Annotated in this window: 14 protein-coding genes; 6 read left to right on the top strand and 8 right to left on the bottom strand. The window is 59.4% G+C overall.

What is annotated here, in order from left to right:
* The first annotated feature begins 164 nt into the window (after positions 1–164).
* Together G505_RS0118545 and G505_RS0118540 are read left to right on the top strand one after the other, a co-directional pair.
* Complete coding sequence (locus G505_RS0118545; RefSeq protein ID WP_157509283.1) at positions 165–698, top strand: hypothetical protein; 534 nt, start codon at positions 165–167, stop codon at positions 696–698.
* Positions 699–835: 137 nt separating this feature from the next.
* A complete protein-coding gene (locus tag G505_RS0118540) occupies positions 836–1,081 on the top strand; it encodes an HP1242/YdcH family protein (protein ID WP_028110890.1) in 246 nt (81 codons plus the stop codon).
* Here G505_RS0118540 and G505_RS0118535 read toward each other — a convergent pair.
* Positions 1,078–4,158, bottom strand: coding sequence for an efflux RND transporter permease subunit (locus G505_RS0118535; protein WP_028110889.1), 3,081 nt, complete (start codon positions 4,156–4,158; stop codon positions 1,078–1,080). The two genes, G505_RS0118540 and G505_RS0118535, sit on opposite strands and share 4 nt — an antisense overlap.
* The gene (locus G505_RS21995; protein ID WP_051216447.1) at positions 4,155–5,270 is read right to left on the bottom strand and encodes an efflux RND transporter periplasmic adaptor subunit; all 1,116 of its coding nucleotides are present in this window, start codon (positions 5,268–5,270) and stop codon (positions 4,155–4,157) included. Before G505_RS21995 ends, G505_RS0118535 begins: the two co-directional genes overlap by 4 nt.
* A gap of 102 nt (positions 5,271–5,372) precedes the next feature.
* Between G505_RS21995 and G505_RS0118525 the strand changes: the two genes are divergently transcribed.
* Positions 5,373–5,984 carry a TetR/AcrR family transcriptional regulator gene (locus tag G505_RS0118525; protein WP_028110888.1) on the top strand — a complete coding sequence of 204 codons (612 nt, stop codon included), beginning with the start codon at positions 5,373–5,375 and terminating at the stop codon, positions 5,982–5,984.
* A gap of 33 nt (positions 5,985–6,017) precedes the next feature.
* Here the strand turns inward: G505_RS0118525 and G505_RS0118520 are convergent, their stop codons facing one another.
* From G505_RS0118520 to G505_RS0118510, 3 genes are all read right to left on the bottom strand, one after another.
* A complete protein-coding gene (locus G505_RS0118520; protein WP_028110887.1) occupies positions 6,018–6,272 on the bottom strand; it encodes a VF530 family protein in 255 nt (84 codons plus the stop codon).
* Positions 6,273–6,382: 110 nt separating this feature from the next.
* Complete coding sequence (locus G505_RS0118515) at positions 6,383–6,946, bottom strand: chalcone isomerase family protein (RefSeq protein ID WP_028110886.1); 564 nt, start codon at positions 6,944–6,946, stop codon at positions 6,383–6,385.
* 147 nt (positions 6,947–7,093) lie between these two features.
* Entirely contained in the window at positions 7,094–8,413 is a 1,320-nt protein-coding gene (locus G505_RS0118510; RefSeq protein WP_028110885.1) for an OprD family outer membrane porin, read from the bottom strand.
* Positions 8,414–8,876: 463 nt separating this feature from the next.
* Between G505_RS0118510 and G505_RS0118505 the strand changes: the two genes are divergently transcribed.
* Together G505_RS0118505 and G505_RS0118500 are read left to right on the top strand one after the other, a co-directional pair.
* A complete protein-coding gene (locus G505_RS0118505) occupies positions 8,877–10,643 on the top strand; it encodes a flavocytochrome c (protein WP_028110884.1) in 1,767 nt (588 codons plus the stop codon).
* Between the two features lie 134 nt (positions 10,644–10,777).
* Positions 10,778–11,662 carry a LysR family transcriptional regulator gene (locus G505_RS0118500; protein WP_028110883.1) on the top strand — a complete coding sequence of 295 codons (885 nt, stop codon included), beginning with the start codon at positions 10,778–10,780 and terminating at the stop codon, positions 11,660–11,662.
* On the opposite strand, the gene G505_RS0118495 is transcribed toward G505_RS0118500, so the two are convergent.
* From G505_RS0118495 to G505_RS0118485, 3 genes are all read right to left on the bottom strand, one after another.
* A complete protein-coding gene (locus G505_RS0118495; protein WP_028110882.1) occupies positions 11,659–12,861 on the bottom strand; it encodes a MerR family transcriptional regulator in 1,203 nt (400 codons plus the stop codon). The two genes, G505_RS0118500 and G505_RS0118495, sit on opposite strands and share 4 nt — an antisense overlap.
* A gap of 77 nt (positions 12,862–12,938) precedes the next feature.
* Positions 12,939–13,442 (bottom strand): GNAT family N-acetyltransferase, encoded by a 504-nt coding sequence (locus tag G505_RS0118490; protein WP_028110881.1) that lies wholly within the window; start codon positions 13,440–13,442, stop codon positions 12,939–12,941.
* Between the two features lie 100 nt (positions 13,443–13,542).
* Entirely contained in the window at positions 13,543–14,865 is a 1,323-nt protein-coding gene (locus tag G505_RS0118485; protein ID WP_028110880.1) for an SLC13 family permease, read from the bottom strand.
* 207 nt (positions 14,866–15,072) lie between these two features.
* Between G505_RS0118485 and G505_RS0118480 the strand changes: the two genes are divergently transcribed.
* Positions 15,073–16,131 carry a permease gene (locus G505_RS0118480; RefSeq protein ID WP_028110879.1) on the top strand — a complete coding sequence of 353 codons (1,059 nt, stop codon included), beginning with the start codon at positions 15,073–15,075 and terminating at the stop codon, positions 16,129–16,131.
* The last annotated feature ends 16 nt before the right edge of the window (positions 16,132–16,147 follow it).

Genomic DNA, 16,147 nt, shown 5'->3' with positions numbered 1-16,147 from the left:
CCGCTGCCAGTCCCAGGCGCTCCCCATATGGGAAGGGCCAGGGAGGATTTGAGGAGAAATTTCCGCTGTTTCATGGGGAAATCCGGGAGAATTCGCGGGCGGCGACTCTGGCACGTTTCTTTCTACACAGGCGGGGAACAACTCAGTTTAACAAGGAGACCATCATGAGAATGATTTTGGCAGCAGCGGCGATGCTGATGACCCTGGCGGCAACCGCGGCCACCTTTAAGGCCAGCCAGGACAAGGGGGAGCCCATAGAGGTGAGCTTTATCGACAGTGGCGAGCGGGTGCAACTGACCCTGGACAGAGACAATCCGGACTGGGGGGCGGTGGAGACCTTGCTAGGGGACCTGGATGCCGAGGTCAGACAGCGCTGGCTGGAGAAGGCCAAGGCCCTGGCCGGTGTGGGCAGTGACTGGAAGCTGGTGTTGTCCGATGGCCATCATCAGGTGGTTCATCTGGGGCATGATCCCGAAATCTATGTGGAGATCCATGAGCAGATGGCCGAGGAGGGGGCCCGTCTGGCCGAGGAAGCGGAGCGTATGGTGGCCAGGCTGGAGCAGGAAGGGGTGATGGAGTTGAAGCGGTTTCACCTGGACAGGGCCCAAATGCTGGAGCAGATGATCAAGGAGGGTGACCTGACCGCGGAACAGGTCGAGCGCCTGCGTCGCGCCCTGGATGAACATGGGATGAAGTAAAAGCCAGTGGCTCTGGGGGCTGCGCTGGAGAAGGTGGGGATCCTGGACTAGGTTTTAGGTATGCCATCCGGTTGTGTTGTTGTCCGCCTGGGCGCAGCGCAGCCTTTCTCTCACCTGACAACTCACAGGAGCTCGCGATGCTTGGAGAGAGTCATGCCCTCGTCGACGATTTTCCCGACTACAAGGACAAGATCCACAGCCTGAAACATATGGATGTGGAGTTTGCCACCATGGCCAGGGAGTACCACAGTTTGGATCATCAAATACGGGGGCTGGAGATGAACGACGTGCCCACCAGTGATGAGGAGTTTTCCCGTTTGAAGATGAGACGGGTAGAGCTGAAAGATCAGCTCTACAACCGCATCATTAACTCTGACCGCTAGGCGGTCACCTCGGATGAGAATCGGGCTCCCTTGGGGGCCCGAATCATTATGTAGCAGGCGGGAACGAACACGAAGGAGAGGAAGGTGGTCAGCAGGGTGCCTCCGGCGATGGCCACCGCAAAGGGGGGCCAGAAGCCACCACCGGCCAGGATCAGCGGCAGGAAGCCGCCGAAGGTGGTGATGGTGGTGGAGCCGATGTGGCGACCGCACCCTACGACGGTATCTATGATGGCGGCCATGTTACCGCCGACCGCTTCCGGATTCTCCTCCAGTTCCGCCAGGATGACGATGGCGGCATTGATGGCCAGGCCGGCCAACCCCATCAAGGCATTGATCACATTGAAGCCAAAGGGGTACCCCATCAGGTAGACCGACAGCAGACCCAACCCGGCAGACTGGGCGGCGCTGGCCAGGATCACCGTGGTCAGCCGGAAGGAGTTGAAGCTCAGTACCACCACGCTCACCAGCAGCACGCTGATGATGGTGACCGACGACATCAGCTTGGCCACCGCCTGATCCCGTTTAGCACTCTCTCCGCCGATCTCCAGCCGGTAGCCCGAGGGCAGTCTGGCTTCAAACTCTGCCAACTGAGACTCCATGGCATTGAGCACCTTGGAGGGCAGCACGCCCGCTTCCAGATAGCCTTCTATGGTGTTGATGCGCTCACCATTGCGCCTGGGGATGGTGGCGCGGCCGGACTCGATGCTTAACTGCGCCAGGGCGGACAGGGGCAGCATGGTGGGGATCTGCTGGCCGCCCACCAATTGCACCGAGCCAAGATCCGCAGCCTGGTTGCGGTCATTGGCGTTGAGGCGCACCCGCACCGGCAGGTTCTCCACCCCTTCTAGGACGCTGCCGCCCACCACGCCATCCATGGAGGCACGCAGCTGTCCTGCTACCTTGGTCAGGGTCAGGCCCCCGGCCAGGCTGGCCTCCTCATCGATGTCCAGCTTGATTCTGGCGGCACCGGCAGCCAGGGTGTTGCGGGTCTGAATGATGTGGTCCTGGTTGCCCAGCATCAGCCTGAGCTGGTCGCCCAGTTCGGTCAGTCTGTCCAGTTGCGGGCCATAGATCCGCAGCTCGATGGGGGCGTTGAATGGGGGGCCCTGCTCCAGCTTGCGCACCAGGATCTGCATCTGCGGATAACGCTGGTCCAGCTGCTGCTGCAGAGTGGGGATCAATTCGTTGGCCACCTCAAAATCGCTGGCGGTGATCATCCCTTGAGCGTAATTGGCCGCCCCCTGTCGCCGCTGCAACAGGTTGTAGTAGAAAGAGGGGGTGTTGCGGCCAAAGGTCCACACCGTCTGTTCGATGCCCGCCTGCTCTCTGAGCCAGGCATCCAGCTGACGCACGCCGTCTACGGTGGCTGGCAGGCTGGATTGCTGCGGCATGAACACCTCGATGTGGAACATGTCCCGATCGGCGGCCGGAAAAAACTGCTCGGTCATCTGGCCGGCGGCCCAGAAGCCGGTTGCCGGGGTGAGGAAGATCAGCAGCAGGGTGGTTTTCGGCCACACCAGGGCGATGGCCAGGGTGCGTCTCAATATGGCCCCCAGCCAGGGCAGGGTGATCCCCTGCTGCCACCAGTGATTGCCCTCCCTGGGCTTGATGAAGCGGCCTCCCAGGCCGGCCACCAGAGTCAGGGAGATCAGGTAGGAACCGATCAGGGCGAAGCTCACCGCAAGGGCGATGCCGCCGACAAACTCGCCGGCGGGGCCTGGCATCAGGAAGATGGGGGCAAAGGCCAGCACAGTGGTCAGGGTGGAGCTGGCCAGTGGCAGCCAGAACTGGCGCAGGGTGGCGGATACCGCTTCCACCGGGGTCATTCCCCGGCTGCGCCTCTGGCCTATGGCGTCCACCACCACGATGGCGTTGTCCACCATGATCCCCAGGGCCACCACCAGCCCGGTGACCGACATCTGATGGATGGGCAGGCCATAGAGCTGCATACAGAAAAGGGTAAAGAGCACGGTCACCGGCAGGGCGAAGGCCACCAGCAGGGCGCTGCGCCACCCCAGAGTCACCAGCAGCACCGCCAGAACCAGCATAAAGCCCAGCCCCAGGTTACCGGTGAGTTCCGACAGCCGCACTTCGGTGTAGCCCTGCTGATTGAACTGGGTCTCAAGCAACACGTTGGAGGCGATCAGCGGCTTGAGCCCCTCCAGGGTCTGTTCCACCTGGGCATTCCAGCGGTCGATGCGGGTGTCCGGCAACATGCGCACCGCCACCAGCACCCCCTGCTCGCCCTGGCTGAGCACATAGTCATCCGGGGGCCAGCGCACCGCCCGGCTGACGCTGGCCACATCCATCACCCTCAGGGTCTGCAACTGGTTGTCGGGACGCAGGGGGACCTGACGGATGCGGTTGAGGGAGACCAGTTCGCCGGAGACCTCCAGCTGGGCCCGGATCGCCTCGCCTTCGAGGCTGCCTGAGGCGGTCTTGCTGTCGGCGGCGCGGATCTGTCTGGCCAGATCGTCTACGGAAAGGCCAAGGGCGAACAGTTCGGCGTCGTCGATGGAGACCAGGATCTCCTCCTCGTGGGCGCCGACCACCTTGACGAAATCGGTGCCTGGCAACAGCCTCAGCCGGTTGGCCAGCTCCTCGGCATAGCGTCCCAGGACGGTGGGATCCGCCTGGCCGCCTCCCTGCCAGGTGAAGGAGAAGATGCGGGTGAAGGCGTAGGCCAGCTGATCATCCAGGGTGGGGGCGCCGGTTCCCTGGGGCAGGGACGGGGCTGCATCGCCAATCAGATCCCGGGCTCTGGACCAGACGGGATCCGCATCCATGATGCGATCCTGCAGTTCGATGGTAACCACGGAGATCCCCGGCCTGGAGTTGGAGGTGAGGGTCTTGATCTCATCCAGCTGTCGAAGTTTGGCTTCCAGGGGTTCGGTCACCAGGGCCTCGACCCGTTCGGCGGTGGCGCCGGGGTAGGGGGTGATCACCGCCGCCACTCTATTGGTCAGGTTGGGATCTTCGGTGCGGGGCAGGTTGGTCAGGGCGCTGAGGCCGCTGACGATCAGCAAAGCCGTCAGCAGGGCGGCGACCCTGGGGTTTTGAACCAGGGCGCGAATCATAGCTCTTCACCGCGGCTGGCGGTGATGCTGGCATCGGTGGCCAGCACCACTCTCTGCCCAGCCACCAGTCGCTGCAGTCCGGTGGAGACCAGGCGGTCGCCGTCGTCAATGGCGCCGGAGACCCAGGCGTACTCCTGATCGGCGTGCAGCACCCGAACGTCCCGGCGGGCGATCTGGAAGCTGCCATCCCCCAGGTCCTCCAGTATGTAAAGGTTCCACAGGCCCCGGACCCCGGCGGTCAGCGCGGTCAGTGGCACTCGAGTGGTGTCGGCGACAATGCGCTCCTCCACCTCCAGATAGAGCAACTGACCGTTGAGCAGGGTGGGTTGTTCCGGCAGGGCAAACCTCAGGGTGACGGTGCGGGTGCCCGGGTCTACCTGAGCACTGCGCCCCAGATAGGTCACCGGCAGGGACTGGCCGTCGACACTGGCCTGCCATTGTTGTCGGGTTTGCAGACGCTCCAGCAGCCGGACTGGCAATCCCACCCGGGCTTCGGCGGCACCGTTGGGCACCAGGGTGAAGGCCACCTGGCCGTTACCTGTGACCTGACCCTTGGTCAGTTGGCGCTGGGTGATGATGCCAGAATAGGGGGCCTTGAGGGTGCTCTTCTGCAGGCGGATATCGACCGACTCCAGGTTGGCGTTCAATTGTTGCTGGCGGGCTTGCAACTGGGCCTTGCGGCTGCGCAGTTCGTCCAGTTGCTGCTCAGACTGATACCCCTGTTCCGACAGGGTCAGCTGGCGTTTGAGGGTGGCTTTGTTGAGGTCCAGATCGGCGCGATTCTGCGCCAGGGTGGCCCTGAGCTGCTCGGCTTCGCTGCGCAGCAGGCGGGTGTCCAGGGTGGCGAGCACCTGGCCGGCCTCCACCTCCTGGCCAATCTCCACCTCGATGGTGGCCACGGTACCCGGGGACTCAAAACCGATGTCACTGGTTCTGGGGTGATACACTTTACCCACGAACCTGTGGGTCAGAGGGTAGCTGTGCTGCAGCTGGACATGCTGGGCATGGACCTCCAGGGGAGGCTTGACCGGCGCACTCTTACCCTGCTGGCTGCAGCCGGTGGCGATGAGGAGCAGGCCGCACAGTGGGCCAAGAAACTGGTACGCTGTCATAACATTCGAATTACAATTAGACTGGACGGTCTAGTTTGGTAGAATCAAACTAGACTGTCCAGTCCAGTTGGTGAAGTTTTTGTAAATATTTTGTGGGGCGCTATGGCCGTTGTAGCTAACGATCGGAAAAGTAAGAAACGTTCTCAGATCCTGGAGGCGGCCGCTGAGCTGTTTATGCAGAAGGGGCTGGAGAACACCTCCATGGATGAGGTGGCGGTGCAAGCCGGGGTGTCTAAGCAGACGGTTTACAGTCATTTCGGCAGCAAGAACGATCTCTTTGTGCACTGCATCGAGGATCGTTGTGTCAGCGCCCAGATGACCGAAGAGAACTTCGAGTTGGACGCCGATCCCGAGAAGTTTCTGCTGGGCTTTGCCCGTCGATTCCTGGCTATGATCCTCAGCCCCGAAGTTCGCCACGTCTATTGCTCCTGTGTCCGCAGCTCCGAGAGTCATCCAGAGCTTTCACAGCTCTATTTCGAAGCGGGACCCAAACGGATGATGGAGCTGGTGACCAGCTACCTGACCAGGTTGAATGATGTTGGGGTGCTGGTGATGCCCGATCCCACCTTTGCCGCCCAGCAACTGCTGCTGATGCTGCATACCGTGGACAAGATGCGTGGGGACCTGGGACTGGCGTTGAAGATGGATGAGGCCCAGAGGGAGCGTTATGTGCAGCAGACGGTGACCATGTTCCTCAAAGGTTATCGGCCATAGGAAAACGAAAAGGCGCGGTGGTCCGCGCCTTTTCTAATTCTGGTTGCCCGAGTGTTGCTGCCACTCCTCAATGTCCTTGATGGAGTCCAGATAGAGCTGTTCTACCTTTTCCCTGGCCCAGGGGGTGCGCCGCAGAAACTTGAGGCTGGATTTTACCGAGGGGTTGGAGTTGAAGCAGTTGATGGGGATGCGGCGGCCCAGCTCTCGCCAGCCATAATACTGGGCAAGAGTCTCCACAATCTGCTGAAGTTTCACCCCGTGCAACGGGTTGTTGGGTTGATGGTCCATGGAATGCTCTGTCTCGGGGCTGGGGTACACGGGCGGCAGTGTAGCACTGCCTGTCAGGGTTCAATAGAAAAGGCGCGGAACACCGCGCCTTTTTTTCTTGTTTGACAGGCTTAGCCGCCCAGCATAGCGTCCTTGAGGTCGTCGTCGGCGGGGTCGTCGCCCAGCCAGATCCCCAGCAGGGCCTGACGGAACTCATCTCCTTCGATCAGGGTCAGTAACTGGCCATTCTTATAGGCTTCTACGCCGACGCCGGGCAGGGACAGCAGGGTAAATTGGTCTCCCTCGACGATCTGGCTGCTGAACACTGCGATAAAGGCGTCGATCTTGGGTTTCAGTTGGTCATAGCTGTCGCCGGCGCTGCTCTGAAAGCCCTCCTCGATGGAGTCGATCATCTTGTCTGAGGTGATCAGCCCGGAGACGATGTTCAGGCGGATGGCGCTGGTCTGGTTGCCCTCGAGAGCAAGCTGCTGATCCAGTCCAGACTCACTGCTGTAGAGGCTGCCCACATAGAGGTCCATAAAGAACTTGGAGCGAATCCCGGCGCCACTCAGGGCCAGGGGTTTGCCCTGGAGTTCGATAGTATCGTCAACCGCCACACCGGCGATCTCGGTGGCGGCCTGGGCCGGAATCAGCAGGCTGGCTGCCAGGGCAGCGGCAAGGGTCAGTTTTTTCATCGTCTACAACTTGATGGTGGGTGTTGGCCGCAGTGTTGCAGGAGTTGCCACTGGGCACAAGCCTGACGGAAGAAAGAGCTGAAATGCTTGAGTAAAAATAGAGGCTGAGCCAGCGGGAACGGACTGCCCGCTGGCTGGGCTTATCCCTTAGAAGTTGAATTTGTAGCTGTAGTCCAGGTAGAGGCGGATGTCGGTTTCATCCTCTTTCACCCCATCCACGTTGCCCACTTCGTCGGAGTTGTAGTCGTGCCACACGCCGGTGAACTTGAGGCCTTTGACTGTGGGCACCTTGTAGGTGACCACCAGCTCCTTCCAGTCTTCGTCGGCGGTGCCAAGGGCAGGATCCACCGAGTTCTCCGCGTCCCAGCCCTGGGCTGCGGCGATCTCTGTGGTCAGTCCGGGCACCAGATCCTGCCAGTTGTAGATGACCGAGACCTTGGCCACGGTCTCATTGGCGTTGGTCAGGTCCGGTCCCACACGGCTGCGGGTGGGGAAGGGGTTGCGGCCATGGTCGCCGGCAAAGTTGTCCTCAATCCAGATGTCATCGAACTTGGAGATGGCCGCAGACAGCTGTAGGTTGTTGCGCTTCCAGACGGCCTCGGCGTACACACCCATGCCGTCGTTGTCGCTGCGGGTTTCACCCTTGACGGCGCCATCGCGATCCTCATCGTCCAGATCGCCATTTTCGGCGGCAGTGACAAAGAGCTCGCCATCGTCACTGGAGGTGAACACACCGGCAGAGAGCTTCAGGCTGGAGCCATCAAACTTGGTCAGGTAGCTGCCGCGCAGGCCGAACTTGCTCAGGTAGTCCTTGGAGTTGAGGTACTCGGTTTCCACAGTAAAGGCGTCAAACTTGTATTTGAGGCCGATCACCGAGATGTAGTCGATGGCTCCTTCGTCGGTCTGGTCAGTGCGAAAGCCGACAAACTCGTCGTCGTTACGGGCGGACCACTTGTCGTAGACGGCGCCGCACACAGACAGTCCCTTCATGGGCTTATACAGGGCGTTGACCCCCTGGTAAGTGTTGGGTACGGCGCGGCTGCCGGAGCTGCTGAGCAGCATGGACTTGTGGGTCTGGCGACCCAGCTTGATGGCGAGACCATTGACCGGGGTCAGGTTGACGTAGGCCTGGCCCAGCAGAGCAAAACCTGACATCTCACCATCTTTGACAGTCAGTACGTCGGCTTTCACCAGGCCATCGCTGCCCAGGTCTTCGACGAAGTAGGGGGAGAGGCCGATGCCGATCCAGCCGCCATATTGGGGGGTGGTCCAGTCGGCGGTGATGGAGAAGGCGGATTGGGTCCGATCCTTGGCCGGGTTTTCATATTCGCGATCAAAATAGACCAGTCGGGATTTGGTTTTCAGTTGGTAACCGCTGTCATCGGCACTGACGGCCATGGAGGGGGCACACAGCATTGCGGCTGCAATACTCATGGCAAGATAGTTCTTGTTTAATTTGGGCATCATCATATCTCCAGCATTTTATATCTTGAGTTATTTCTATTTATTCCGTTGGTTGTCTTTATTTAACAGCCAAGCTAATAAGTGTCATTGTTGGTTTCTTATTTCAGAATGAGAACATGTCTCATCTACTCAAGGGTGATTCCTGTTTTGTTCAGTCAAGTTGCGCCGCTGTAGGTGAGTGCTTGCAAACCTTTAGGAGCGCTTGCTCTCTAGGTGCCTGCCTGCTTTGACAGGTTGGATCACTCCTGTGGTACCGCCATCGCTGTTGGATTGAGCACAGTCTAAGAGGTGAAGTAATTTCGATATTTGAACATTCTCACAGGTGAACAGATTGTTGTTCAGAGTTTTTTAATTGGTTTTAAAAAACTTGAAACGGGCAGATATTTAAATTTGAACCGGATCAAATCAAAATAAATGGTGCGATTGATATGCTGAAAAAACACCAATAAACCTAAGCGGAAAATACATGATGAAACCTAAGCTGAGTTTTTTATCCGTTGCTGCGGTCATGCTGGCGCTCTCCTCCGGCGCCCAAGCCAAGGGGAATGGCCTGGCTGATTTCCATGCGGAGATGGACGGTTGTCAGACCTGTCACACCAAGCCCATCAAGGTAAGCGACAGTGAAACCCACGAAAACGCCCAATGCGTTGAGTGTCACGGCGGCTACCAAGATCTGGCCAACAGTGAGTTGCACTTCGACCCTCACACCTCTCACCTGGGTGAGATCAACTGTACCTCCTGTCACCGTGGTCACGAGGCGCCCAAGTTTTACTGCAACGAGTGTCACTCCTTCGAGCATGACAACATGCCGTTTGACGACGCCAAGAACAAGAAAGCCTGGGACGCCGAGTGGGACCAGCAGGCGATCCAAAAGGCGATCGCCAAGGGTCCCGTGGAGACCACCGAGGTGATCGTTGTGGGTGCTGGTAGCGCAGGTTACAACGCCGCCATCTCCGCCAAGCGTGAGGGGGCCAAGGTGATTTTGTTTGAAAAAGCGCCCTTTACCGGTGGTAACTCCATGCTGGCAGCCGGTGGCTTTAACGCTGTGGGTACGCCTCAGCAGGCCAAGAAGGGGATCGAAGACAAGGTTGAGTGGTTTGTTGAGGACGCCATGAAGGGCGGCCGCTATCAGAACGATCAGGAACTGGTGCAGATCATGGCGGATCAGTCTGCCGATGGCATCAAGTGGCTGGAGTCTCTGGGGGCCAACATGAATGACCTGAAGCGCTCCGGTGGTGCTCGGGTTGAGCGTACCCACCGTCCATCCGGTGGTGCCAGCGTGGGGCCCCACATCATCCACACCCTGCGTGCGGCTGCCGAGCGTGAAGGGATCGAAACCCGTCTTAACTCCCGCGTTGAGAAGCTGGTGCTGAACCAGGACCAGAGCATCGCCGGTGTGGTGGTCCACGGTAAGCACTCCGGTTACCGCATGGTTGCTGCCAAGTCTGTGGTTCTGGCCACCGGCGGTTACGGCATGAACAAGGAGATGATCGCCTACTATCGTCCCACCTTTGCCGATATGACCAGCTCCAACAACGTCACCGCCACCGGTGACGGCATCCGTCTGGCCAAGGAGATCGGTGCGTCCATGACCGACATCGACTGGGTTCAGGCTCACCCCACCATTGGTAAGGACAGCCGTATCCTGATCTCCGAGACCGTGCGTGGTGTCGGTGCCATCATGGTCAACACCGACGGCCAGCGATTCATCAATGAACTGACCACTCGTGACCGTGCGTCCGACGCCATCCTCAAGCAGAAGGAGCAGTACGCCTGGCTGGTGTTCGACCAGCAACTGGTTGAGAAGAAGAAGATGGTCCGGGGTTATGACCACCTGGGCATGTTGTCTAAGGGCAACACCATCGAGGAGCTGGCCAAGGTGACCGGCATGAAGGATCTGCCCAAGACGGTTCAGGCCTATAACGGTTACCAGAAGTCCGGCAAAGATGACTCCTTCGGTCGCGACCAGATGCCTCTGAACATCACCAAGGGTCCCTTCTACGCCGTTCGAGTGGCGCCAGGTATCCACCACACCATGGGTGGCGTGGCCATCAACAAGGAGTCTCAGGTGCTGAACCTGCAGAGCTGGCCTATTCCTGGTTTGTACGCGGCAGGTGAAGTGACTGGTGGTATCCATGGTTACAACCGTCTGGGTGGTAATGCCATCGCCGATACCGTGGTCTTCGGTCGCCGTGCCGGTGCCCACGCGGCTGAGTTCGCTACCAAGCAGTAATTCAACTCATCATCGTCTCACGTAGCGTCAGCGGGGCCCGGACTTTGGGCTCCGCTGTTTTGGTTTCTGCGTGAAGCGTACCTCGGCATCGCCCTGGCTTTACCGCTAGACTGGGGCTTCAATGGGAGAGTGTTATGAGAATCACCCTGAAACAGTTGCTGGTATTCCAGGCCATCAGTCAGACCCACCAGATTTCCAAGGCCGCCAGGCAGTTGCACCTGTCGGTGCCGGCTGTGAGCATGAGCCTCAAGGAGCTGGAGTCCTCTCTCGGGGCGCGGCTGTTTGATCGCACCCCTCATGGGCTGGTGATGACCGATTCCGGCAATCTGGTACTGGCCCACGCCAACAAGGTGCTGAACCAGGTCAATCAGCTGGAGCAGCTGTTCAAGGAGCAGGCCCAGGGGGTGGGTGGCACTCTCAACATCGGCGCCAACAAGACTTCGGGCAACTATGTGCTGTCGAAGAAGCTGCCCCTGTTCAAGACCCAGTACCCCAACGTCAACACCAGGCTGAAGATCCTGTCAAGCTCCGCCATCGAGGAGATGGTGCACAACAACGCCCTGGATCTGGCCTTCATCAGTCGTAAGCCGTCGGATAAGGAGATGGAGTACATCCGCTGGCGCAGCGATCGGCTGTGTATCGTGGTGTCGCCTGGCCATAAACTGGCCCACAGGCCAGCGACAGCGGCGGACTTGAGCGCCGCCACCTGGATCCTGGATGAAGAGGAGTCCGCTACCCGGGTTGAGTCCCTGCATATCTTGCGCGAGCTGGGGGTGGCGGTTCAGGATGAGATCGTGATGAACACCATGGGGGCGATCAAGCGGGCGGTGGGCACCGGCCTGGGGCTGAGTATTCTGCCGCTGCTCTCTGTGGATGCGGAGCTGGAGCGGGGCGATCTGGTGGAGGTGGCCACCGACGGTCACAGCGAGTCCAGGTACATCTACGCCATCTTTAAGCGGGATAATCTGACCCCTTTGATGGAGCGCTTCCTGGACTGCTGCGAAGTGCCCCGAGGCTAGTCGGTGCGTTTGAGTACCATCAGCTGGTAGTCGAATCGCCCTTCACTGCGATCCAATATGGTCAGCTCCCGCTCCAGATCGGCCACGGCGGGTGAGCCGGCCAACTTCTGTGACAGGCTTTGCAGCCGCTCTCTGAGTGGCACGGTGTAGGCCTGCCAGCCGTCTGCGCCCACGCCGCAGTGAGCAACCAATTGATAGCCCGCTTTCCCAGCCTGGGTCAGGCGTGTTGAGACGCGCTGCATGTCTGGGTACCCCTCCTGCCAGAACGCCTTAACCTCCAGATCATCAGGGCCAAGTTGTTGAGCATCGGCAAACTCATCCAGCCACACCAGATCGCTGATCACCAGATAACCGCCAGGCTCCAATAATGGCCGCCACTGCTTCAGGGCGCTTTCAAAGCCGATGATGTAGCAGCTGGCTTCACTCCACAGCAGGTCGAAGCTGCCCGATTCGAAGGGGAGGGCGGTCATCGAGCCGTTGCAGGCAGTGAGCTTCTGTTCCAGCCCCAGCTGGCGGGCGCGTGTCAGCATCTGGTTCAGGCTGGGCTCCAGGTTGTCCAGGCCTATCACCCGAGCCTGGCTGTGTTGAGCCAGCAATATTGCCGAGGCGCCTGTGCCGCAGCCGATGTCCAGTATCCGCCTGGGAGACGGGCTGACCTGACTCAAGGCCCACAGGGTGCTGTGGTCGGCGCCGGGACCGTGCCGCTCCAGCCCATTAAAAATCTCCAGAAAATCGTTCATATACTCCTCGTGACCATAGAGGTCTCTGGAGAGCCAGCGCAACCTCAGTGCGTTGGTTTCATCCAGCCCTTCGGCTCTTAACCACTGGGTGTGGGCATCCGGGGCCTGGGTCTCCAGTTGTTGGTGAAACTGCCTCAGGCCCTCCGGGTTGTCCCCCAGCAGGGCCTGCATCAGGTTTCTCGCCTGGTTTTTGGCGCGGATCTCCTCATCCAGTTGGGCAAGCCGGTCAGCCAGCAGCTGGCGGTCCAGCCCGGACTCCAGGATCTGTTTGCACTCCCTCAGGCTGAGGTTGCCGGCGTGCAGCTGCTGTATCAGCCGCAGTCGCTGCAGATCCCTGTCGTCGTAGTAGCGGTAACCGTTGTCCCCCCGACGGCCGGTCAACAGTCCCAGCTTCTCGTAGTAGAGCAGGGTGGAGCGGGCCAGTCCGGCTCGCTTGGCCAGTTCGGAGATGCGGTACATAGTGTTCGCCCAAGGTTGAGGTGTTCTAAGACACTAAACTATGAAATTTTAGGCAGTTCAATATGTGAACACAGTGGTTAGCAAAACGCCGGATGAAAGGTGACCTCTCCTTTACTGTGTCCTGACTTGAATGCTTGGACCATAAAGTAGTGCGCGGGCACTCCAGGGTATTCGAGAGTCTCATCGTGCCTGAAGCCGAACCTGGCGTAGTAATCAGGTTCTCCCAACACCACCACCCCCATGCTGCCAAGGCTTTTCATCTGGCGAAGTCCCTCTCTAATCAGTTCAGAGCCTATACCTTTGCTCTGGTGACCAGGCATAACTGATACCGGACCCAGTCCATGCCAGCTGCAATTGGCGCCATTCAGTTTCACCGGGGAAAGGGCCAGATGGCCCAGAATTTCACCATCTTCCTCTGCGACCAAGGATAGCGTCAGGGCGCCAGCCACTCTAAGGTGGTCGATGATCAAGTGCTCCCTAGGCTCTGTCCCTGGCGCATGGTGGGGATGCCCTTTAAAGGCGGTATAGGTCAGTGTACGAATCGTGTCGTTGTCTGATGGGGAGGCGGCTCGAATATGCATGATGCTCTGTTCCTCTGGGAGTATTAACAATTGTGCGCACTGTAAACTGTGAAGTAATAGACAGGTAAACCCCCAGATCCGCTTTTTTCGTTTCGGGGCGTTAAGGTGGGCTGAATGCCATGCCCCATAGCAGTAGGGTCAGCACCAGCGCCGCGGAGATCTTGTACTTCAGTCCAAATCCGCGTAGCCCTTGAGGGGTGACGTTGCCGCTGCCCACCACCAGGGTGTTGGCCGGGGTTGCACTGGGGAGGACAAAGGCCAGGGAGCAGCCAATGCCCACCAGGGCAGAGATCTGGGTCAGGCTGGCGCCTTGTGGCTGCAACAGCAGCAGCATCAGTGGCGCCAGCAGAGAGGCACTGGCCACATTGCTCATGTACTCGGTAAACACGCAGATCAGCAGCAGGAACACACCAATCTGAAGCATCAGAGGCAGATCGAACAGCAGGGGCGACAGCCACTCCACCAGTTGGTTACCGCCGCCGCTGTCGTGCAACACTTTGCCCAGGGTGATGGCGCAGACAAAGATGGTGATCACCCGCCATTTCATCGATTTGACCACCCCTACCGGGGTGATCAGTCCCCTCAGTATCAGCACGGCGACGGAGAACAGCGGCACCAGGGCATAGGCTTTGCTCATCCCCCTCAGGGCCAGTGCGCCACCGACCCAGCCAATCAGGGTGAGCAGCACAATGACCAGAGACTCTTTCTGAGCACGGGTGATGGCGGGGGCCTGGGGCAACGTCAGGGGCTGACTGAAGTCCGGGGAAAAGTGGCGTTCCAGCATCCACACCATCAGTAGCCACAGCAGCAGGGCGATGGGGGCGGCGGTCACCAGCCAGCCAATGAAGTCCACGCCGGCCAGTTCACTGGCGATCAGGCTGGTGGAACTGCCCACCTGGGTGGCCATGCCTCCCAGGGTGGCACTGAAGGCGATGCCGATGCTGAGGAACTGGATTTTCCCAACCCTGTGAGGGTCTGTGGCGGTCAGGGCGACGCTCATGGCCAGAGGCAGCATCAGGGCGGTGGTGACCACATTGCTGGTCCACATGGAGATAAGGCCGGTCATGGCAAACAGCAGACGGCAGGCGCGTTGCTCGTTTTCCCCAGACAGTCTGCTGAGCAGCGCCAGGGCCAGTCTGTCCAGCTTCTGCTCCCGGCTCAGGGTGGCGAAGCTGAAGCCGAAGATGAAGATCGCCAGGACCGGCGACATCAACATCTGAGCCAACTCGGCGGGGGTGATCAATTGCAGCAGCAGCGCCAGGACGGGGATCACCATCATGCCCGGCAACTCCCCCAGCAACCGGCTGGTCCACAGCACCACGGCCATCAGGAACAGGGCAAGCCCCTGCTCGAGATCGGTCAGGCCGACCAGAGAGGGCCAGGCGATGGTGAGAAACAGCAATGCGAGAAACCAGTGACGCATAAGACTCCCTTGGGTGAAGGTCCACTCTACTGAAAACTCAGTGGGGATGCTGCCGGACAGTTCAAAGAACAACACCCTGGCAATGAACTGAGTTCGCCCAAGTTGATTAACGTTATAGAAATTAGTTCGAAAAAAATAGAAATAAAGCCTTGACGGCAATATGCGTGGAAACTAACATTTCGACTAAGTTCGAAATGAGGTGTTCCCATGAGTCCCGAGTTTTACGCAAAACTGGCCGAAGCGGCCGACATGTTCCTGTTCCTTGCCACCGAACTGATCATCCTGTTTCTGGTGATCAGCTACCTGGTGGGAGTACTTCAGGAGTTTCTGACCCCGGAGAAGATCCAGTCGATACTCAGCTCTCGCAAGGGCAAAGGTTACATAGTGGCGGCGTTTCTGGGGGCCATTACCCCCTTCTGCTCCTGCTCCACCATCCCCTTCCTGAAGGGGTTGCTCAGGGCCAGGGCAGGGTTCGGCCCGATGATGGTGTTCCTGTTCTCCAGTCCTCTGTTGAACCCGGTGATCATCGGTCTGTTTGTGATCACCTTCGGCATCAAGGTGGCGGCCTTCTACTTCGTGGTGGCGATGGCGGTGTCGGTGAGTGCCGGTTACCTGCTGGAGAAGCTGGGTTTCGAGCGCTACGTCAAGCCCGAGGCCTATGAGGTGGCCGGTGCTACCACCAGTTGCTGTGGTGACAGCAAGCCGGTGGCCACAAACAACTGCTGTGACAGCCAGCCTAACGCCAAACCTGAGCCTGCAGTCAGCTGCTGCGCCAGTGCCGAGCCTCAGGTCAGCGTCGATGCCTCCGGCTGTGGCACCGCCACCGCCTGTGCTCCGGCTCAGCAGGTTGAGGAGAATCGCTGGATGCGCCTGTGGCGTGCCACCTGGAAAGACTTCAAGCAGGTGTTCCCCTACCTGATGCTGGGGATCTCCCTGGGGGCCTTCATCTATGGCTTCATCCCCACGGACCTGATTGCCCAGTACGCCGGTGAGGGCAACTGGTACGCCATACCTGTGGCGGCGGTGATCGGCATTCCTCTCTACATTCGTGCCGAGGCGGTGATTCCGCTGAGTTCCGCCCTGGTGGCCAAGGGGATGGCGCTGGGTTCGGTGATGGCGCTGATCATCGGCAGTGCCGGCGCCAGCCTGACCGAAGTGATTCTGCTGAAGTCCATCTTCCGCAACCAGATGATCGCCGCCTTTGTCACCGTGATCCTGACCATGGCCATCGGGGCCGGGGTGATGTACAGCGTGCTGTTTGGTTAAGAGCGGCAGCTGGCGT

Origin of the sequence: Ferrimonas futtsuensis DSM 18154 (assembly GCF_000422645.1) — a bacterium.
Classification (GTDB): Bacteria; Pseudomonadota; Gammaproteobacteria; order Enterobacterales; family Shewanellaceae; genus Ferrimonas; species Ferrimonas futtsuensis.
The sequence above is the reverse complement of the archived record's forward strand: the minus strand, read 5'-3'. Positions and strand labels throughout refer to the sequence as shown.